At 62.9% G+C, this 19180-nt stretch carries 14 protein-coding genes and 1 tRNA gene; 11 read left to right on the top strand and 4 right to left on the bottom strand.

From position 1 onward, the window contains the following. Window positions 1-291 precede the first annotated feature (291 nt). The 6 genes from dctP to OIM99_RS03000 are packed head-to-tail and all read left to right on the top strand — an operon-like array spanning window position 292 to window position 6862. The gene (gene dctP, locus OIM99_RS02975; protein ID WP_311848822.1) at window positions 292-1281 is read left to right on the top strand and encodes a TRAP transporter substrate-binding protein DctP; all 990 of its coding nucleotides are present in this window, start codon (window positions 292-294) and stop codon (window positions 1279-1281) included. Between the two features lie 30 nt (window positions 1282-1311). Beyond that, on the top strand, window positions 1312-1848 hold the full coding sequence (locus tag OIM99_RS02980; RefSeq protein ID WP_311848823.1) for a TRAP transporter small permease subunit: 537 nt from the start codon (window positions 1312-1314) through the stop codon (window positions 1846-1848). Further along, the gene (locus tag OIM99_RS02985) at window positions 1845-3155 is read left to right on the top strand and encodes a TRAP transporter large permease subunit (protein ID WP_311848824.1); all 1311 of its coding nucleotides are present in this window, start codon (window positions 1845-1847) and stop codon (window positions 3153-3155) included. Before OIM99_RS02980 ends, OIM99_RS02985 begins: the two co-directional genes overlap by 4 nt. Beyond that, complete coding sequence (locus OIM99_RS02990; protein ID WP_311848825.1) at window positions 3152-4033, top strand: FAD binding domain-containing protein; 882 nt, start codon at window positions 3152-3154, stop codon at window positions 4031-4033. Before OIM99_RS02985 ends, OIM99_RS02990 begins: the two co-directional genes overlap by 4 nt. After that, window positions 4026-4508: a 2Fe-2S iron-sulfur cluster-binding protein gene (locus OIM99_RS02995; protein ID WP_311848826.1), complete on the top strand. Its 483-nt coding sequence runs from the start codon at window positions 4026-4028 to the stop codon at window positions 4506-4508. The genes OIM99_RS02990 and OIM99_RS02995 overlap by 8 nt, the downstream gene beginning before the upstream one ends. Continuing rightward, window positions 4505-6862 carry a xanthine dehydrogenase family protein molybdopterin-binding subunit gene (locus tag OIM99_RS03000; RefSeq protein ID WP_311848827.1) on the top strand — a complete coding sequence of 786 codons (2358 nt, stop codon included), beginning with the start codon at window positions 4505-4507 and terminating at the stop codon, window positions 6860-6862. Before OIM99_RS02995 ends, OIM99_RS03000 begins: the two co-directional genes overlap by 4 nt. 7 nt (window positions 6863-6869) lie before the next feature. Here OIM99_RS03000 and OIM99_RS03005 read toward each other — a convergent pair whose 3' ends face one another. Further along, entirely contained in the window at window positions 6870-7808 is a 939-nt protein-coding gene (locus OIM99_RS03005; RefSeq protein WP_311848828.1) for a class I SAM-dependent methyltransferase, read from the bottom strand. A 792-nt stretch (window positions 7809-8600) separates the two neighbouring features. Between OIM99_RS03005 and OIM99_RS03010 the strand changes: the two genes are divergently transcribed. Then, on the top strand, window positions 8601-8906 hold the full coding sequence (locus OIM99_RS03010) for a hypothetical protein (RefSeq protein WP_311848829.1): 306 nt from the start codon (window positions 8601-8603) through the stop codon (window positions 8904-8906). Between the two features lie 118 nt (window positions 8907-9024). On the opposite strand, the gene OIM99_RS03015 is transcribed toward OIM99_RS03010, so the two are convergent. Further along, window positions 9025-9109 (bottom strand) — tRNA-Leu (locus tag OIM99_RS03015). 228 nt (window positions 9110-9337) lie between these two features. Here OIM99_RS03015 and OIM99_RS03020 point away from each other — a divergent pair. From OIM99_RS03020 to polA, 4 genes are all read left to right on the top strand, one after another. Then, window positions 9338-10156, top strand: a complete 819-nt coding sequence (locus OIM99_RS03020) for an ABC transporter ATP-binding protein (RefSeq protein WP_311848830.1) — start codon at window positions 9338-9340, stop codon at window positions 10154-10156. Continuing rightward, window positions 10153-11673 carry a hypothetical protein gene (locus OIM99_RS03025; protein ID WP_311848831.1) on the top strand — a complete coding sequence of 507 codons (1521 nt, stop codon included), beginning with the start codon at window positions 10153-10155 and terminating at the stop codon, window positions 11671-11673. The genes OIM99_RS03020 and OIM99_RS03025 overlap by 4 nt, the downstream gene beginning before the upstream one ends. Window positions 11674-11843: 170 nt before the next feature. Next, on the top strand, window positions 11844-12947 hold the full coding sequence (locus OIM99_RS03030) for a hypothetical protein (RefSeq protein WP_311848832.1): 1104 nt from the start codon (window positions 11844-11846) through the stop codon (window positions 12945-12947). Between the two features lie 131 nt (window positions 12948-13078). Continuing rightward, window positions 13079-16132: a DNA polymerase I gene (polA, locus tag OIM99_RS03035; protein WP_311848833.1), complete on the top strand. Its 3054-nt coding sequence runs from the start codon at window positions 13079-13081 to the stop codon at window positions 16130-16132. Between the two features lie 219 nt (window positions 16133-16351). On the opposite strand, the gene OIM99_RS03040 is transcribed toward polA, so the two are convergent. Together OIM99_RS03040 and OIM99_RS03045 are read right to left on the bottom strand one after the other, a co-directional pair. Next, window positions 16352-18610, bottom strand: a complete 2259-nt coding sequence (locus tag OIM99_RS03040) for a molybdopterin cofactor-binding domain-containing protein (protein WP_311848834.1) — start codon at window positions 18608-18610, stop codon at window positions 16352-16354. Between the two features lie 10 nt (window positions 18611-18620). Beyond that, the gene (locus OIM99_RS03045; RefSeq protein ID WP_311848835.1) at window positions 18621-19076 is read right to left on the bottom strand and encodes a 2Fe-2S iron-sulfur cluster-binding protein; all 456 of its coding nucleotides are present in this window, start codon (window positions 19074-19076) and stop codon (window positions 18621-18623) included. Between the last annotated feature and the right edge of the window lie 104 nt (window positions 19077-19180).

Genomic DNA, 19180 nt, shown 5'->3' on the forward strand with positions numbered 1-19180 from the left:
GATGAGGCCTCAGCGTCCTCAATATTCTCCTCAGGCCAGATCGCCTGATGCTCGCAAAAGAAATGCTTGCCTTACAAGCATTACTTGGCAATTCCAGAAACCGATACCCGTCGTAACGCGATCACCTTGCGGCACCGCGAAAGAAATGATCGCCGCAAACGAATTGCGCTGCAATGCAGCATATACTGCTCGAATAATAATCGGTTTTGCTGAAAAAAGCCTCTTGACTGAATTATGAGACGCAAACATTGTTTATTACCATAATTCTTCAAAACCGAAGGAGATTTTGTTATGCGTGCGCAGCCCCGCTTGGCCTCCCCTCCCCTTCGGTTTTTAGCGACGGCCCTAGGCTGTCTGTTCGCGGTCGGCGGTGCATCGGCGGCGGAAATCACGTTGAAGGCCGCCGTCTTCGTGCCGCCCACCACCACCTACGGCATTCCGTTCAAGCGCTTCGTCGATCACGTCAACGAGACCGGCAAAGGCGTGCTGCAGATCCGCATCGTCGGTGGCCCGGAAGCGGTTCCCGCCGACGGCCAGGCGCAAGCCGTGCGCACCGGCGTGCTCGACATCGCCTCCATTCCGCCGACCTATTACAAGAGCGTGATGGTGGAGGGCGACGCGCAGATCCTCTCCGACATGTCGCTCGCCGAACAGCGCAAGTCCGGTGCTTACGAGGCGCTGAACAAGATCGCCATCCAGCGGATGGATTCGATGTATCTGACCACCTACGGCATCGGCGTGCCGTTTCATCTCTATCTCACCAAGGAGATGGCGGTCTCGGGGATCAACGATCTTAAGGGTCTGCGCTTTCGCGGCCAGCCGAATTACAACGCCATTTTCAAACATTACGGCATTGCCGGCGTGAATATCGCCGCACCGGAAGTCTATACCGCGCTCGAACGCGGCACGGTGCAGGGCTTCGGCTGGCCGCTCTGGGGCATCGAGGACTTCGGCTGGGAAAAGCTGACGAAGGTGCGCGTCGATCCGGGCTTCTACAACGTGATCGTCAATATCCTGATGAACAAGCGCAAATACGATTCGCTCGATGCCGCGCAGCGCAAGGTCATCGACGATGCGGTCGTCTGGTTCGAACAGGACAACGAAAAATATACCGCCGATACCACCAAGGCGACCTTGGCCACCCAAACCAAGGCCGGCATCAAGTCGGTCGACTTCGGGCCGCAGTTCAAGCAGACGGCGATCGATCTCTACTGGGACGATCTGAAGAAGCTGAGCCCCGACGCCATCGGCAAGCTGCAACCGCTGCTGACCAAGAAATAAGTCTTCAGACAGAGTGCGTGGGGCCGCGGTATGCAGATGATTTTTCGGCTCAACGGCTGGTTGGTGCGTCTTCTCTGCATCCTGGCCGTGGCCTCCATCGCGGCGATGACGCTCGGCATCAGTGCCGAGGTCGTTCTGCGGATGTTCGGCTTTCCTTCCATCGTCGGCCTCATCGAGCTGACCGAATATGGGCTCTTCATCTCGACGTTCTTCGCCGCGCCGCACCTGTTGCGCACGAACGAACATATCCGCGTCGATATTCTTATGTCGCGAGTGGATCAGACAACGGCGCGAAATCTTGAATATTTCGCGCTGGCCTGCATCATCCTGATTTGCGTGATCACTGGCGCGGTCAGCACGCTCATCATGATCGGCAATATCCAATCGGCCACCTTGATCTTCAAGGATCTGATCTTCCCGCAGTGGTGGCTTGACTGGATCATCCCGCTCACTTCGCTCGCCATGGCGGTGCAGGCGCTGGAACTGATGGTCATGCTGAAATCCCATCCCGTGAGCACCGAGGCTTCCGAACATGTTCCGGGCCTGAGAGCGGAGGAACTGCCGTGAGCTGGGGATCCATCCTGACGCTGATGTTCGCGTCGAAAGTCGGCCTTCTTCTCACGGCATTGCCGGTCGCCTTCGTCTTCTTCATCATCAATATCGTCGGCTCCTATCTGATCTTCGGCGGCTTTCCCGGCCTCGAACAGATGGTGCGCAACGAACAATTATCCGTCGCGCAGTTTTCGCTGGTGCCGATTCCGCTCTTCGTGCTGATGGGCGAAGTGCTTTTTCATACCGGCCTAGCGATGAAGTCGATCGATGCGGTCGATGCCGTCATCCGCCGCGTGCCCGGCCGCCTGGCCGTGGTGACCCTGGTGGCGGGCACGATCTTCTCGGCCATTTCCGGTTCGACCATCGCCACCACCGCCATGCTCGGCTCCCTGCTGCTGCCGCAGATGCTGCAGCGAAACTACGAGCCGAAAACGGCCATGGGGCCGATCCTCGCCATCGGCGGCGTCGATATCTTGATTCCGCCCTCCGGTCTCGCCGTTCTGCTCGGCAGCCTTGCCGGCATTTCGATTTCCGGCCTGTTGGTCGGCGGCATCGTGCCCGGTCTCATCCTGGCGGCGCTGTTCATCGGCTATGTCATCTTGCGCTGCTGGCTCAATCCGGAGCTGGCACCGACCTATGAAGACACCGGTGCGCCGGTGGCCCATCCCTGGCTCAATCTCATCGTCACCGTGCTGCCGCTGATCGGCATTTTCGCCCTCGTCGTGGTCTCGATGATCGGCGGCTGGGCGACGCCGACGGAAGCCAGCGCGCTTGGGGCACTGGCCACCGTGCTCGTCGCGCTGCTCTATCGGCAGTTGACCTGGGAGAGCCTGCAGAAATCGCTGATGGGCACGGCTTCGATCTCCGGCGCGCTGCTTTTCATCATCGTCGGCGCCACCACGTTCGCGCAGCTTCTCAGCTTCTCCGGCGCCACCGCCGGCCTGGTGGCTTTGATCGAAAGCTCCAATCTGCCGCAGACCGTTATTCTCATCGGCATGCTGACCATTCTTCTGGTGCTCGGTTTCTTCATCGACCAGACCAGCATCATGATGATCACTCTGCCGTTCTACATGCCGATCTTGCGCGCCATGGGTGTCGATCTCGTCTGGTTCGGCATTCTCTATCTCCTGTGCATGCAGATCGGCTTGCTGACGCCGCCCTTCGGCCTGCTGCTCTTCGTGCTCAAGGGCGTGTCCCCGCCCGGCATCACGGTCGGGCTGATCTACCGCGCCGCCATTCCCTATGTCTGGCTGACGATCTTGATGATGGTGCTGATCTTCGTCTTCCCGGCCATCGTCACGGCTTTCGTGGCCAGTCCATGAAGGCGCCGGCTTTCGCCTATCGGAGACCGGAAGAGCTTGCGGAGGCGCTGTCGCTGTTGACGACAGAGGGCGCCCAAGTGCTCGCCGGCGGGCAAAGCCTGATTGCCTCCTTGAACATGCGCCTATCGGCACCAGCTTTGCTCGTCGACATCAATCGCATCGGCGCGCTGCGCGGCATCGAAGATCGTGAGGATGGCATTCGCATCGGCGCCCTGGTCCGCCACGTCGATGTCCTCCATTCGCCGGTCATCGCCCGACAGGTGCCGCTACTCGCCATGGCTTTGCCCCATGTGGCGCATATGGCGGTGCGCAATCGCGGCACCACTTGCGGCAGCCTGGCATTGGCCGATCCATCGGCGGAAATGCCGGCGCTGGCGGTGGCGCTCAATGCCGAGATCGTTCTTGAAAAACACGGGGACCGGCGCCAGGTGGCGGCCCGCGATTTCTTCCAAGGGCTTTACCAGACGGACCGCGAAGACGATGAAATGATCACCGAGGTGATCTTTCCGCGCGCCGCCGACGATGAGATGTTCGGCTTCGCCGAACTCGCCCGGCGGCACGGCGACTTCGCCACCGTCGGCATTTCGGTGCGTGCGCGCCACACCGGCGACGCACTGGAAAATCTCGACGTCGTCGTCTTCGGCTCCGAGGCAATGCCGCTGCTCAGCCCAGCCGGCCCCAGCTTGCGCATCGCCGCCGATGCGACGGAGCCGATGCTGGCCGACATGGCCGAGACCATCGTGGCCGATATGGAGCCGATGGAGAATCACCAGGGCCGCGCCGACACCAAACGCAAGCAGGCGGCCGTGCTGCTGCGGCGCACGTTTAAGGATATGCAATCGCGGGCCTTCGCGGGGAGAGGCAATGGGCATGGCTGACCTGCACAGCATCGCCTTCATGCTCAACGGCAAATCCGTCACGGCGGACGTCGATGCGCGGCTGCACTTAGCCGATTTTCTGCGCCACACGCTGCACCTGACCGGCACCCATGTCGGCTGCGAACATGGCGTTTGCGGCGCCTGCAATGTTCTGGTCGATGGCCGCTCGACGCGAAGCTGCCTGATGCTCGCGGTGCAAGTCGACGGCGCTCAGGTCGAAACCATCGAGGGCCTGACAGCGAGCGGCCAGATCGCCGATCTGCAGGAGGCCTTCACCGCCCGCAACGCTCTGCAATGCGGCTATTGCACGCCCGGCGTGCTGGCGACCGCCGCCGAGCTGCTGAATGGGGAAAAGCCGACGCGGGAAGAAATCCGCGACGCGCTCTCGGGAAACTATTGCCGCTGCACCGGCTATCACGCCATCGTCGATGCCATCGAGACGGTCGCCGGCAAACGGCAGGGTGGCGCGCCATGACCGCGGCTCTGAAAACCGGCGCCTCCGTCCCGAGGCGGAATGCGGCTCGGCTCGTTGCGGGCAAGGGCCGCTATACCGACGACATTCAGGTCGCAGGCCTCCTGCATGTCGCCTTCGTGCGCAGCTCCTATCCGCATGCGCGGCTGAAGCGCATCGACACGCGCGCGGCTGAAGACATGCCCGGCGTCGTTGCCGTGCTGACCGGCGACGATCTCGCCAAGGTCTGCGCGCCCTGGCAGACGCAGCTCGCATTGTTGCCAAGCCATCTGTCGCCGCCGCAGATGCCGATGGCACAGGGCGAAGTCTGCTGGCAGGGCGAGGCGGTCGTGGCCGTGGTCGCAGCCTCCCGGGCGCTGGCCGAGGATGCGACCGAAACCATCGAGATCGAATGGGAGGAACTGCCCGTCGTCGCTGACATGGCTGCGGCGGCTGGCGCCGATGCCGCCGTGGTCCATAGCGCCATGGCCAGCAACCTCGGCCTCGATCACACGATTTCGACCGGCGATGCCGACGACGCCTTCCGCCAGGCTTCTGTCACCGTCGAACACACATTCAGTTTCGACCGCCAGACCGGCGTCACCCTTGAACCGCGCAGCATCCTCGCCGAATTCGATCCGCGCCTGCGGCAACTGACCATTCATCATTCGCATCAGGTGCCGCACCAGATGCGGGATATTTTCGCCGCGCAACTCAAGCTGCCGTTGTCCAGTGTCCGCGTCGTCGCGCCCGATGTCGGCGGCGCCTTCGGCCTCAAGCTCGCCGCCTATCCCGACGAAATGGCGGTGGCCGCAATAGCCGTTCTGCTGGAGCGGCCGGTGAAATTCTGCGCCGACCGACTGGAAGCCTTCGTCAGCGACAATCATGCGCGCGAAGCGAAAGTGCATGGCCGCATGGCGATGGATGCGAACGGCAAGCTCACCGCGATGGATGTCTCCGTCGTCTCGGGCTTTGGCGCCTATTCGGCCTATCCGCGCGGCAGCGTCGGCGAAGCCTTGCAAGCGGTCCATATGGTGGCGGCGCCCTATAAGATGGCGCATCTGCGCGGGCGGGTGCGCGGCTATTTCCAGAACAAGCCGCCGAGCGGCGTGCTACGCGCCGTCGGCCAGCCCATTGCCACCACCGTCACCGAACAATTGCTCGATCTCGCGGCGCGCCGGCTCGGTCTCGATCCGGCTGAATTGCGCCGCCGCAATTATGTCGACACCGCCACGGCCACGGCGCGGTCGGCCGGCGGGATCGTGCTCGCCGAACTGTCGCTGGAGCGCTGCCATGACCGGCTGCTGCAACTCATGGACTATGCCACATTGCGCCAGCGGCAGCAGATGCACCGCGACAAGGGCATCTATCGCGGCATTGGCCTCGCCGCTTTCATCGAACAGACCGCCGTCGGCCCGACGCTTTACGGTGCGCAGAATGTGCGGGCATCGGCGCAGGAAACCTGCCGGCTGACGTTGGAAGCGGACGGCGCCATCCGCTGCGCGACGAGCATTACCGACCAGGGCCAGGGCACCAGCACCGCTTTGGCGCAGATCGTGGCCGATGCGCTTGGCGTCGACATCGAAACGGTGGAGATCGCCACCGGCGACACGCAGTTGACGCCCTTTGGCGGCGGCGCCTGGGCCTCGCGCGGCACGGCGCTGGGCGGCGAAGCAGCGCTGCGCGCCGCGCGAAAGTTGAAAGAGAGCGTATTGGGGATCGCTGGCGCTTTGCTGCAGACCGAACCCGGTCTCCTCAAGATCGAAGACGGTCGCATCTACAATACGGCCAGCCCCCTGCCGCAGATGAGCCTCGCCGATATCGCGACCACAGCCTATTTCAAGGCACATCTGGTGGCGCTGGCGGAACTGCCTTCCCTGGAAATCACCGAAAGCTTCGCGCCGCGCGATCTGCCTTATGTCGCCGCCAACGGCATTCAGGCGGCGCATGTGGAAGTCGATGTCGAACTCGGCACCATTCGCGTGCTCGACTTCTGGGTGGTCGACGATTGCGGACGGGTGATAAACCCTTTGCTGGTCGACGAGCAGATCCGCGGCGGCGTGGTGCAGGGCATCGGCGCGGCGCTTTACGAGCAATGCATCTATGGCGTCGACGGCCAGTTGGAGAACGGCAGCCTGGTCGATTATCTCGTGCCGATGGCGAGCGAAATGCCGGATATCCATGTCGCCCATGTGCAGACGCCGACCAGCGCCACGACGCTGGGCGCGCGCGGCGTCGGCGAAGCCGGCACGGTGGGCGCGGCGGCGGCCATCTGGACCGCCGTCAACGATGCGCTGGCGCCCTTCGGCGTCGTTCTATCGGAACAGCCCTTCACGCCGGAGCGCGTCTTGGACGCACTCGCGGCGCGGAAGGATTGATCGCGCGTCAGGCGCCGACGGCGACACGAATGTCGTTGCGCTGGCCGACTTCGACGAAACGTGCGCCGAAATTGCTGAAGCGGCCGCTCGTCACCGTCACGATGTCGGTGAGCGGCATGGCTTCGGCGTCACTCTTTGGCCGCGTAACGAATAATTCGGCCTGAAACAGGCCGTCCGCTTCGAAGCCCGATGTGTCGATGCCACGGCCTCTGAGCGTGTGCAGGCTGCGCTCGAACTCCTGTTCATCGCGAAAGCGGCGCTGCACGAAGGTCGATCCCGCCAGCTTCTCGGTCACCATGCCCCGCTCGTCGAACGCATCGATGAAATCATCGTAAGGGAACATGCGCAGGACGAAGGAGATGATCCACGGCGTGGTTTCCAGCGCGCCAAGCAATTGCTGATAGGTGCGATCGGTGACATAGCCGATGGCGCCCGTCGACAGCAGCACATTGGCCGGCGCGACGATGGCGGCGTCACGCGCCGAAAGCTGCTCGTTTTCCAAATCGGCGGCGATGCCGTTCGCATGCAGTCCGACCGCATTGGCATAGCGAATGGCCGATTCGGAAATATCGACGCCGATGAATCGGCCAAGACCGATGTCCGGCCAGCTCGCATAGAAATTGCGATCGAGGCGGATCATCTCCTCGTCGTCGAGTTCCATGATCTCGCGTCGCGCATAGCGCTGGCGCAAATTGGCGAAGTTCACCGGGAAGCGATGAATGGCAGCGTTGATTCCATAAGAACAACCGATATCGAGCACGGTGTTGGAATGGCCGTGGAGACGGGCTCTTGCATCGAGCAATTGCCTGATCACCGGTTCAGCGACATCGGGGATCATGTAATCGAGAGCGCCCAGCACCGAAAAGTAAGATCGCGGGTCGCTCTGTGTGTAGATGTCGTCAAAGACGGCCTTGTTTTGATTAATTCTGGCGAGTGTTCCAGACAATACGTGCTCTCCTCTGCTGACGCCTCTGCGACAGTGACGGCCTCCAAGAATTTAGTCGTATGACGATTAGACCTAGCCGATGCCCCCACCGGTTTCAACCGGCCATCGGATAAGATCGAATGATCAATAGGTTGCGGCCACCGAGATCCATATGATCAAGAGAATTGTCGCCCGCGCGAGCCCCTTTTCGTGACGCACCAGGGACTCAACGAACGGCGAAGCTTTTCGATCCAAAAAATCCGACAGATCGCGAAGACGACGTGAACTTTGTCCGCCTGTCGGCGTTGCGCAAGGAAACCGACTCTGCAAACCGACTTTGCCGACGAAACATCTCAACGCCATCGCACGCTCATCTCCTGAGCCCGACTGTCCGCGATGGATTCAAATAAAATCGAGAGTCATGTCCGATCGGACGATCTGTTACCTCGCGATCGCCTTGCTTGTGATGATCATCTGCATTGCGATGCTCATTTCAGAAACGACTGAAAGCCCTGTCGTTCCGAGCAAAGTTCCCGTTCAGCCGATTGGCTCGCCGCCGTGAAGCGGAATCTCCGATTGCCGTACCGTCATTGCGAGGGGCGTAGCGACGAAGCAATCCAGGGGCGCGTGGTTGAGTGTCGATAAATGTTTGTGGCACAAGCATATGTACTTCCTCGACCCGACACCTTGACTCCTGGATTGCTTCGCTGCGCTCGCAATGACCGTTACCTCAGACGAACGAAAGGTGCGCGAATGGGAGTGATGGTTTCGCTTGCGATGACGTGTTTCATCTCTTGTTGCATCACGTGCGGCATGCTCGCCCCCGCCCTCGCCGACACACTGCTGACGCAGCGGCAAGCGCAGGCCAAAGCCATCGCCATTCTCAAAGGCGATCCTTACGGCCGGACCACGGCGGAGGTTTCCAGACACATTCGCAAGACCGAGCTGCTGCGCGCCGGCACGTCCATCTGCGGACCGATCACCAGACCGCTCTGGTCCTTCCACGTGGTCGTGCCGGCGGCCGAGAATCCGGCCGGACCGGCCACCATCGCCGGCACGCTTGTCCTCGATGCCGCCTCGGGACGGCTCGAATGCGCCGGATTGCCGTTTCTGGATTAGGTCTTGTTCTGGATTAGGTCTTGGCGGACGGAAAAACCGCCCGCCGCCGCAACGGCCCTGGCGGCCGGAGGCCGGCCGTTAGCAGCCTCGAACTATCTGACTGATTTTCCGAAAGAATTGGTGCCCAGGAAAGGACTCGAACCTTCACGCCTTGCAGCACAGGTACCTGAAACCTGCGTGTCTACCAATTCCACCACCTGGGCGACGGGGGGTCTCTTACGGGGCGGGATGGCGCCTTGTCAATCACATGACGGCACGAAAGCGGCCAATCCCCATAATCTCTCCCGCAACCGGCCGGCGGGACGGGGCGCGGAGGGCATTCCAAGCTTTCCCAATCATATACAGGCCGCTTTCGGCGATCATATTAACCGGCGGGCAAGCGGGGCGGCGCGATAGTCCGGTCGCCGGCCTTATGCCGCGACGGATCACTCATGACGGGTCCCGCAGACCAATTTCCCACGACGCCCCCAACGCCTGCCGCCGTCAGCCTGCGCGGGCTGACGAAACGATTCGGCGACCGCGCCGCCGTCGGCGGGCTCGATCTCACCGTGCGCGCCGGCGAGCTTTACGCCCTGCTCGGCCCCAATGGCGCCGGCAAGACCACGACCTTGCGCATGGTCGCAGGCCTGTTGCCCGCCGATGCAGGGACGATCGAGGTTTTCGGCATCGACGCGCGGCGCGATCCGATCGCCGCCAAACGGATCACCGCCTGGCTGCCCGACGAGCCGATGCTCTACGACAAGCTCGATCCGCTCGAATATCTGGAATTCGTCGCCGGCCTGTGGAACGTGGCGCCTGAGATCGCGGAAGAACGCGCCGTCGCTCTGCTGCACACGCTTGGCCTGTGGGAACATCGTTTCGAGCGCTGCGAGGGTTTTTCGCGCGGCATGAAGCAGAAGGTGGCGCTGGCCGGCGCGCTGATCCACGATCCCAATCTGCTGATGCTCGATGAGCCGCTGACCGGGCTTGATGCCGCCATCGCCCGGCAGGTGAAGGATCTCTTGATGGAGCGGGTGCGCGCCGGCGCCGCCATCGTGCTGACGACGCATATTCTCGATGTCGCCGAACGGCTCGCCGATCGCATCGGCATCATTCACGACGGGCGGCTGATCGCCGAAGGCACGCTCGCAGAGCTACGCCAGCTCGCAGGACAAAACCATTCGACACTCGAAGATGTGTTTCTCGAATTGACAGGACAAGGCCCGGAGGGACAAGGCCCAGCGGCGCAGCCGACTGCCATCGACGCATGAGGCGAGACTTCACCCGCTTCCTCACGCCAGGCTCTTTCGGCTGGCTGATCGCCCAGGATCTGCGACTGTCGCTGCGCCGTTTGCAGGGCATGTTCGGCGCCTTGAAGCCGCGCACGGCGAGCCTGATCCTGCTCACCGCGCTCATTGCCTTTCATGGCCTCGCCTGGCCCGTCGCGCATTGGCTGGGCGCGGACGGCGATCAGCGCCTGTTCTATCCAAGCCTGGCGGCGGGCGTGCTGTTCGTCCTGTTCTGGCTCGTCTCACAATCACTCACAGGCGCGACGCGGGCGCTTTATACGCGCGGCGATCTCGACCTGCTGCTCGCCTCGCCTTTGCCGCCGACACATATTCTCGGCGCGCGCGCCATCGCCATCGCCGCCGAGGCGATGGGCGCGGTGGCAATCCTCGTGCTGCCCATCGCCAACATGAATGTCCTCGTCAACGGCTGGCGATGGCTGGCGATCTATCCCGCTTTGCTCGCCGGCGGCCTGTTCGCGACGGCCATCGGCATCGCGCTGGCGCTCGGTCTCATCCGTCTGTTTGGGCCGCGCCGCACCCGTGTCGTCTCGCAGGTGGTGGCGACATGTGTCGGCGCGGCCTTCGTCCTCAGTCTGCAAGTGCTCAATCTGTTTCCGGATTCGACGCGGGAAAACATCATCGCCGCGATCCAGCGATCGGAGCCCGGCCTGTTCAATCGCCATGGCCTGTTGTGGCTACCCGTGCGCGCGGCGGCCGGCGATCTGCAAGCTCTCATCTTCTGGTTTCTGCTCGCCGCCGGTGTCTTCGCCCTCACCTGCCTGATCATGGGCCGGGCTTTTACGACGAGCGCCGTGCAATCGGCCGGCCTTGGCGCGGCGCGCGCCAAGCCACGGGCCATCCGCTTTCGCGCCCAGCGTGGCCGCATCCTGCGCCATAAGGAATGGCGGCAGATCGCACGCGATCCTTGGTTGCTCAGCCAATTGCTGCTGCAGGTCATCTATACACTGCCGGTCGCTTTCATCATCTGGCGCAGTCTCGGCACGCAAAACGCCGCTGCCGTTTCCGTGGCGCCGGCCATCGTCGTCATCGCGTCGCAGCTCTCGGCCTCCTTGGCCTGGATCACCATATCGAGCGAAGATGCGCCGGAATTTATCGCCAGCGCGCCGGTGACCCGTGGCGAAATCGAATGGCGCAAGCTGGAAGCCGTCGCACTGCCGCTCGGCCTCTTCCTGGCGCTGCCACTCGTAGGCCTCGCTTTCGTTTCGCCGACGGCGGCTTTATGGGCTGTTGTCTTCGCCGTCTGCGCCGCATCGTCAACGGCACTGCTCAATCTGTGGCATCCGATGCCGGGACGCCGGACGATGGTGATGCGCCGGCATTCGCAATCGAAACTCATCGGCATGATGGAACATCTGCTGTCGCTTTTGTGGGCGGTGGCGATGGTGCTGACCGTGCTCGGCAGCGTGTTCGCATTTTTGCCCATCGGCCTCGCGCTCGCCGTGCTGTGGTTCAACAGGCCCGCGCGCAGCGCCGCTTGATTAACCTTACCGGACAACGACATCCACTGCGGCCCCACGACGGACCCGTGTTTGCAACCGTGTCTGTGCATCGCGGGACTCTGTCCCGCAACGAAACACAGCGCACGGAAACAGGACAGATGTCGTCGCAAGGCAATGCACAGATCGTCCCAAGGCCGGGATCAAGTCCCGTGATCTTCGGCTCTGCCGCGGCTGCGCCCGCCCCGGTCCAGAACTTTGCTCTGAACGGCCATTTGCTGGCCCTCGTTCTCTGCCTGCTGACATCGCTGCTGGCTCATGCCGGCGCGCTGCCGTCGGGCTTCGGTTGGCTCGCGCGGCTGGCGGCCTTCTTCGAACCCTTCGCCTGGCCCGCCTATTTCGCCTTCGCCGGCTTCGCCTGTCATGGTCTTCTGCAGGTGAAGTGGCAGGACATGTCGCGCGATTATATCGAACCGGCGATCATCTACAGCGCGCTGTGGGTGGCGTTGAACGCGGCGGCGATCTATGGCGCCAATTTTCTCATGCTGCCGGCCCTGGCCGTATCGCTGCGCGCCACCATCGGCATCTGGGAAGTGCCGGCGCTGTTGGCGCTGCCCGCCCTCATGCTGACGGTGCAGCGGTTCATCGGTCCGCGCCCGCTCCTGCTGTTGCTTCTGGCCATCGCCTTGCACGTGATGGAGCCACGCACCGGCTTCGCCTTCGTCGATGCGGCCTTGAGCGGCTTCATCTATTTCGTGATCGGCACGCTTTATGCGCGGCAATTGCGTGGGCTTGCCGCCTGGGCCTCGAAACATACGACGCTGGCCATCCTGTTTCTCTGCGTCTGGTGCCTCTACAATGCGCTGACGGCCTTCTATCCGACCGCCGTGGCGATCCCGGCCCTCGTCAATCTGCCGCTCGCCGGCGCGCCGCTCACCAGCCTGCCCTTCGCCAAACTCGGCCTGGCGCTCGCCGGCATCGGCGCCGTCACGCTGCTGGCCGGGCTGATCGGTCACGTGCAATCCGTTCGCGCGCTGGCCGCCGAGCCGCGCATCGCGCATCTGTGGCGACCGGTGACTTTACTGACGCCTTTCGTCTTCGGCCTTTTGAGCGGCCTTCTCGTCACGGCACGGTTGGCGCCCAGCCATGCCGGCGCCCTGGCGGTGCTGGCGGTCATGGGTTTCACCGCCCTTGTCACCATCGCGGTCGTGCGCGTGTTCGGGCTGACGCAGACGCCGGCGCCGCAAGAGCTTGCCACGACGGTGAAATTGCAGGCCGTGCGGCAGTTGAATGGCAGCAGCACGCCGCAATCTTGAGGTTTTGCTTGAAATTCGTCCGGAGTTTTCCGGTCTGAGACGGGGATAGCCCCATTCCGCGCATAGCATCGCTGCGGCGGAGGGGCTAAACTGCGGGCCCGCATTTGCCGCAACATTCCCGCAGCGAGACCATGGCTCCGACGCACAAGCCCCTGTCCAAGGGCGACCATATTTTCCTCGTCGATGGATCGTCCTTCGTCTTCCGCGCTTATTTCCAATCGATGCGCCAAGACGCGAAATACAACTATCGCTCCGACCGACTGCCGAATGGCGCGGTGCGCCTGTTCTGCACGAAACTGTTCCAGTTCATCGAAAAGGGCGCGATGGGCATCATGCCGACCCATCTCGCCATCATTTTCGACAAATCGGAAAACTCGTTCCGCAAGGAAATCTATCCGCCCTACAAGGGCAATCGCTCGGAACCGCCGGAAGACCTCATTCCGCAATTCCCACTGATGCGCGAAGCGGTGCGTGCCTTCGGCCTCTTGCCGGTCGAGCAGGATGTCTACGAGGCCGACGATCTGATCGCCACCTATGCGCGCCAGGCGCGCGAGCGCGGCGCCGACGTGCTGATCGTCTCCGCCGACAAGGATCTGATGCAGCTCATCCAGCCGGGTGTCTCCATGTATGACCCGGCCTCCGGCATCGCCGGCAACGCGGGCGCGCGCGAGGAGCGGCGCATCGGCGAAGCGGAAGTGCAGGATTATTTCGGCGTGCCGGCCAATAAGGTGATCGACGTGCAGGCGCTGGCCGGCGATTCCACCGACAACGTGCCCGGCGCCCCGGGCATCGGCATCAAGACCGCGGCGCAGCTCATCACCGAATATGGCGACCTCGACGCGCTGTTGGCGCGGGCCGGCGAAATCAAACAGCCCAAGCGGCGCGAGACCCTGACCAATCCGGAAAATATCGAGAAGATCCGCATCTCGAAAAAGCTGGTGACCCTGGTCGACGACGTGAATGTACTCACACCGATCGACGATCTCACCCTCAACCCGCCCGATGGCAAGACGCTGGTGTCGTTCCTGAAGGCGATGGAATTCTCCGCCATCACCAAACGCGCCGCCGATATCTTTTCGGTCGATGCCAATGAGATCGAGCCCGATCCGCGTCTCGTCGGCCCTGGCGGCTGGCGTGGTCGCAACGGTGAAGCTGCGGCAGCGCCGGAAGCCGAAGCCGCACCGCCGGCCACCGTCGAGACAAACGGCAAGACCGACACCAACGGCCCGCGCAAGAACGCCCGCTATGGCGAACAGGCGCCGAGCGCCGTCATCGCCACCGGCCCCGGCGCGCTCGCCAGCGCGCGTGCCGAAGCCTTCCGGTCGATGGCCTTCGATCTAAAAAAATACCAGACCATCACCTCGCTCGAAGCGCTCGATGCCGTGCTCGCCTCGGCCTATGATATCGGTCGCGTCGCCATCGACACGGAAACCTCTTCGCTCGATCCGCAGCAGACGCAGCTCGTCGGCCTGTCCTTCTGCGCCAAGCCGGGCGAAGCTTTCTATGTGCCGTTAGGCCATCGCGGCGAAGGCGGCGGCGATCTGTTCGGTGGCGGCGAACTGGTGCCGGGGCAATTGCCACTCGATGAGGTGCTCGCCCGCGTCAAACCGATTCTGGAAGATCCGGGCGTGTTGAAGATCGCCCATAACGCCAAATTCGATTGGATCGTGCTGCGCCAGCACGGCATCACGATGGAGCCGGTCGAAGATACGCTGCTGATGTCCTATGTGCTCGATGCCGGGCGCAGCGATCACGGCATGGACGTGCTGTCGGAGAAGATTCTCGGCCACAAGCCCATTCCCTTCGGCGAAGTGGCCGGCACCGGCCGCAATTTCATCGGCTTTGCCCGCGTCAACATCGAGAAGGCGACCGAATATTCGGCCGAGGATACCGACGTCACCTTGCGGCTGTGGAACGTGCTGAAGCCGCGCCTTGTCGCCGAGCGCATGAACAGCATCTACGAGACGCTGGAACGGCCGATGATCGAAACCCTGGCGCGCATGGAACGGCGCGGCATTTCGATCGATCGGCAAATCCTGTCGCGGCTGTCGGGCGAATTCGCGCAAGGCATGGCGCGGCTCGAAGCGGAAATTCAGGAGCTTGCCGGCGAAAGCTTCAACCTCGGCTCGCCGAAACAGTTGGGCGACATTCTGTTCGGCAAGATGGGCCTGCCCGGCGGCAAGAAAACCGCCACCGGCGCCTGGTCCACCGCCGCCGGCGTGCTGGAAGATCTGGCTGACGAAGGCCATGAGCTGCCGGCACGCATTCTCGACTGGCGGCAATTGCAGAAACTGAAGTCGACCTATACGGACGCGCTGCCCGAATATGTGAACCCGCAGACCAATCGCGTTCACACCTCCTATGCGCTGGCGGCGACGACGACCGGCCGTCTGTCCTCGTCGGAACCGAACCTGCAGAACATTCCGGTGCGCAACGAAGCCGGGCGCAAGATTCGCACGGCTTTCGTCGCGGCGCCAGGCAACAAGCTCATCTCGGCCGACTATTCGCAGATCGAATTGCGGCTGCTCGCTCATATCGCCGACATTCCGCAGTTGAAGGCGGCTTTCGACAACGGTCTCGACATCCACGCGATGACGGCATCGGAAATGTTCAACGTGCCGATCGAAGGCATGCCGAGCGAAGTGCGCCGTCGCGCCAAGGCGATCAATTTCGGCATCATCTACGGCATGTCGGCTTTCGGCCTTGCCAACCAGCTCGGCATTCCGCGTGAAGAAGCCGGCGCCTATATCCGCAAATACTTTGAGCGCTTCCCCGGCATCCGCGACTATATGGACGCGACGAAGAAGATTTGCCGCGAACAGGGCTATGTGACGACCATCTTCGGCCGCCGTTGCCACTATCCGCGCATCACCGCCTCCAACCCTTCAGAGCGCGCCTTCAACGAACGCGCGGCGATCAACGCGCCGATCCAGGGCTCGGCCGCCGACATCATCCGCCGCGCCATGGTGCGCATGGACGATGCCTTGAGCGCCGCCAAGTTGAACGCGCAGATGCTGTTGCAGGTGCATGACGAACTGGTGTTCGAAGTGCCCGAGACCGAGGTGGACGCGACCATCAAGGTGGTGCGCCAGATCATGGTCGAGGCGCCGCATCCAGCCGTGCAGCTTTCCGTGCCGCTGCAGGTCGATGCCAAGGCGGCGCATAATTGGGACGAGGCGCACTGAGGCCGCCACTTCCCCTAACAACATGACGCAGCGCGCTTTGTGCGCTTCAGTGTCATCCCGGACGCACCGCAGGTGCGATCCGGGAACCAGGGTGCGTGGTAGAGTGTTTGCGCTTTAAAGGCACGTTGAAGCGTTTGCCCCTAGATCCCGGATCACGCTGCGCGTGTCCGGGATGACACCTAGGCTTCGGCCACGTGCTCCAAAGCAGCGCTACACCTGCTAAGCCAACCCCGCCTTCAGCCGGTCCGGCGTGAACGGCGCCTGCCGCAGGCGCAGGCCCGTGGCGTCGTAGATCGCATTGGCCACGGCGGCGGCGAGCGGGCGCATGGAGCTTTCGCCAGCGCCTGAGGGCGCAAGCTCGGGGCGATTGATCAGCACCACGTCGATCGTCTCCGGCGCCTCGGTCATGTCGAGGATCGGATAGGTCTGCCAGTCGACGCTGGTGACGTTCTTGTCGTCGAACTTCACCTCTTCCCAGATCGCCCGCGACATGCCCTGCACCACATTGCCTTCGATGGTGGCGGTGAGCTGGCGCGGATTGATGATGACGCCGCAATCATGCGCCACGGTGAATTTGCGGCCCCAGACCTTGCCGGTCTTCAGGTTCACCTCCACTTCGGCGACGATGGCCGAGCGGGTGCCGCTGCGCTGCGCATAGGCAATGCCCTGTCCGCGCGCGATCTCGCCGCTCACCTGTTTGCGCGCCGACGTGCGCGGCTGCCAGCCGGCCTTCTCGGCGGCGGCTTTCACCACGGCGATATCGCGCGGCTCGGCCAGATGTTTCAAGCGGAAGGCCACCGGGTCCTGATTGGTGGCAAAGGCGATCTCGTCGATGAAGCTTTCGCTGGCGAAGTGCAATTGCGGCCCCAACGGATCCCGGAGATGCGCGCCGCGCAGCGGCGAGCCACGATCGAGCAGCGGCGGCACCGTCTCCCAGGTCTTGCGCTTGGCGGTGAAGCGATAGCTTTCCTCCGGCGTGTTGAACACATTGGTCGGCTTCAGCGGCACGCCGATCGCTTGGCCCGCCAATGTATCGGCGGTGGCGCTTTCGTTGCTGCTGACATCGAGCCGCGAAAAGCCTTTCGAGGCGAAATCCCAGGCGATGATATTGCCGTCCTTGTCGACGGCGGCGCGCGCCTTATGCACGGAAGCCGGACCTTTCGGGTCCCAGCCGGTGCCGTCCTGGCGCGTGCCGATGACGCGCACCGATTTGCCGGTGAGCCTGGCGATCAAGGCGGCATCGGCCACCGCATCGCCGGCATCGTTGCGGCCATAGGAACCCGGCCCCGGCACCCAGATGCCGCGCACTTTCTCTTTCGGCAGATTGAGCATGGCGGCGGCGCCTTCGCCGGCGAAATGCGGCTTCTGCGAGCCGGTATAGAGGGTCGCTTCGCCCTGCCCCATTTCAATCACGGCGCAGGCCGGCCCCATGCTGGCATGGGACTGGAACGGCCATTCATAGGTCGCTTCGATCACCCGCGCCGCGCTGGCGAAGGTCGCGTCGACATCGCCGACGTCCTTGTCGCCGCCCTTGGCGACGACAGGCGCGTTGCGGATATGATCGTAGAGCTTGTTCTGGTCCGGGAACGGCGGTTTTGCGTCGGACCATATCACTTTCAGATCGCGTGCCGCCTTCACCGCATCATATTCGCGCGGCGCCAGCACGGCCAAAAAGGCCTTTTCGCGCACGATCTGCACACCGGGAATATTTTTGACCGAGGCTTCATCGACAGTCACCGGCTCGGCGCCGGCCACCGGCGGGCGGATGACGCGCGCATGCACCATGCCCGGCACTTTGATGTCGACCACATAGTCGATGGTGCCCATCACCTTCGGCGCCACGTCGCGGCGCGCCGGCGAGGTGCCGATCACCTTATAGTCGGCGGGTTTCTTGCGTTGGCCCTGACCTTTGACGAACAGGGCATTGCCGATCTGCTTGTTCCATTCGAGTTGGGTGTCGAAGAAACGACCACCGATCAGTTCGCCGTAAGAAACCTTTTTGTTCGCATCCGAGCGGGCATGGACGACGCCATCGGTGACCGTCAATTCCTCGGCCGGCACGTTCAGATGTTTCGAGGCCATGGCGACGAGCTGATAGCGCGCTTCGGCGGCGGCGCTGGCGAGCGCCACGCCACCCATCTGAATGCCGGTCGAGCCTGAGGCACCACCCTGATTGACGCTGGTGCCGCTGTCGCCCTGGTCGATGGAGACTTTCGCCACCGGCAGATCGAGCTCCTCGGCGACCATCTGGGCGCAGCCGAGATCGGTGCCCTGGCCCATGTCCATCTTGCCCCAATAGGCGACGACGGAGCCATCGGCATTGACGGTGATGTAGGAGGAGAGATTTCTGGGATCGAGCGGCGGACGTTTGTCGGCGCCGAAGACGGCGGCCCGGGCTGAAGCGCCGGGCAGAACGACGGCGACGGTGAGGGCGCCGGCCGAAGCGAGAAGGGTGCGGCGATTGAGTTGAATGGTCATGTGCGCCTCCTCAAGCCAGAGCGGCGCGCTTGATGGCGCGCAGGATGGCAACATGGGTGCCGCAGCGACATTTCAATCCGCTCATCGCATCGCGGATCTGAGCGTCGGTCGGTTTCGGCGTCTTTTCGAGGAAGGCGGCGGCGGTCATCAGCCAGCCGTTGAGACAGTAGCCGCATTGCGGCACTTCTTCGGCGATGAAGGCCTCCTGGATCTTATGCGCCTTGCCATGGCCAAGGCCGGCCAGGGTCGTCACCTTCGATGTGCCCAGCGAGTCGACGGGCGTAATGCAGGAGCGCACCGGCTCGCCGTCGACCAGAACCGTACAGGCGCCGCATTGCGCCAGCCCGCAACCGAACCTAGGGTTTTTCAGACCGAGATCATCGCGCAGCGCATAGAGCAGCGGCATGTCGCCGTCTGCATCGATCGCATGGACGCGGCCGTCCACGTTCAGTGAAATTTTGGCCATCAGCGCCTCCCTATAAATTTTACAATTGGTGTTTTCTAATTCTTGCGCCGTTTTTGCGCGTTCGTCCACGGCCAAGCCGAGGGCACGCACGGTCATTTGAGTGG

Source organism: Methylocella sp. CPCC 101449 (assembly GCF_031921685.1).
In the GTDB taxonomy this organism is placed as follows: Bacteria; Pseudomonadota; Alphaproteobacteria; order Rhizobiales; family Beijerinckiaceae; genus Terripilifer.

What these genes read in the sequence shown, in the direction of transcription:
- OIM99_RS02990 (WP_311848825.1), top strand. Translation starts at nt 3,152, where the DNA reads ATGAAGGCGCCGGCTTTCGCCTATCGGAGACCGGAAGAGCTTGCGGAG.
- OIM99_RS02995 (WP_311848826.1), top strand. Translation starts at nt 4,026, where the DNA reads ATGGCTGACCTGCACAGCATCGCCTTCATGCTCAACGGCAAATCCGTC.
- OIM99_RS03025 (WP_311848831.1), top strand. Translation starts at nt 10,153, where the DNA reads ATGAGGCGAGACTTCACCCGCTTCCTCACGCCAGGCTCTTTCGGCTGG.
- OIM99_RS03000 (WP_311848827.1), top strand. Translation starts at nt 4,505, where the DNA reads ATGACCGCGGCTCTGAAAACCGGCGCCTCCGTCCCGAGGCGGAATGCG.
- OIM99_RS03045 (WP_311848835.1), bottom strand. Translation starts at nt 19,076, where the DNA reads ATGGCCAAAATTTCACTGAACGTGGACGGCCGCGTCCATGCGATCGAT.
- polA (WP_311848833.1), top strand. Translation starts at nt 13,079, where the DNA reads ATGGCTCCGACGCACAAGCCCCTGTCCAAGGGCGACCATATTTTCCTC.
- OIM99_RS03020 (WP_311848830.1), top strand. Translation starts at nt 9,338, where the DNA reads ATGACGGGTCCCGCAGACCAATTTCCCACGACGCCCCCAACGCCTGCC.
- OIM99_RS03010 (WP_311848829.1), top strand. Translation starts at nt 8,601, where the DNA reads ATGCTCGCCCCCGCCCTCGCCGACACACTGCTGACGCAGCGGCAAGCG.
- OIM99_RS02980 (WP_311848823.1), top strand. Translation starts at nt 1,312, where the DNA reads ATGCAGATGATTTTTCGGCTCAACGGCTGGTTGGTGCGTCTTCTCTGC.
- dctP (WP_311848822.1), top strand. Translation starts at nt 292, where the DNA reads ATGCGTGCGCAGCCCCGCTTGGCCTCCCCTCCCCTTCGGTTTTTAGCG.
- OIM99_RS03040 (WP_311848834.1), bottom strand. Translation starts at nt 18,610, where the DNA reads ATGACCATTCAACTCAATCGCCGCACCCTTCTCGCTTCGGCCGGCGCC.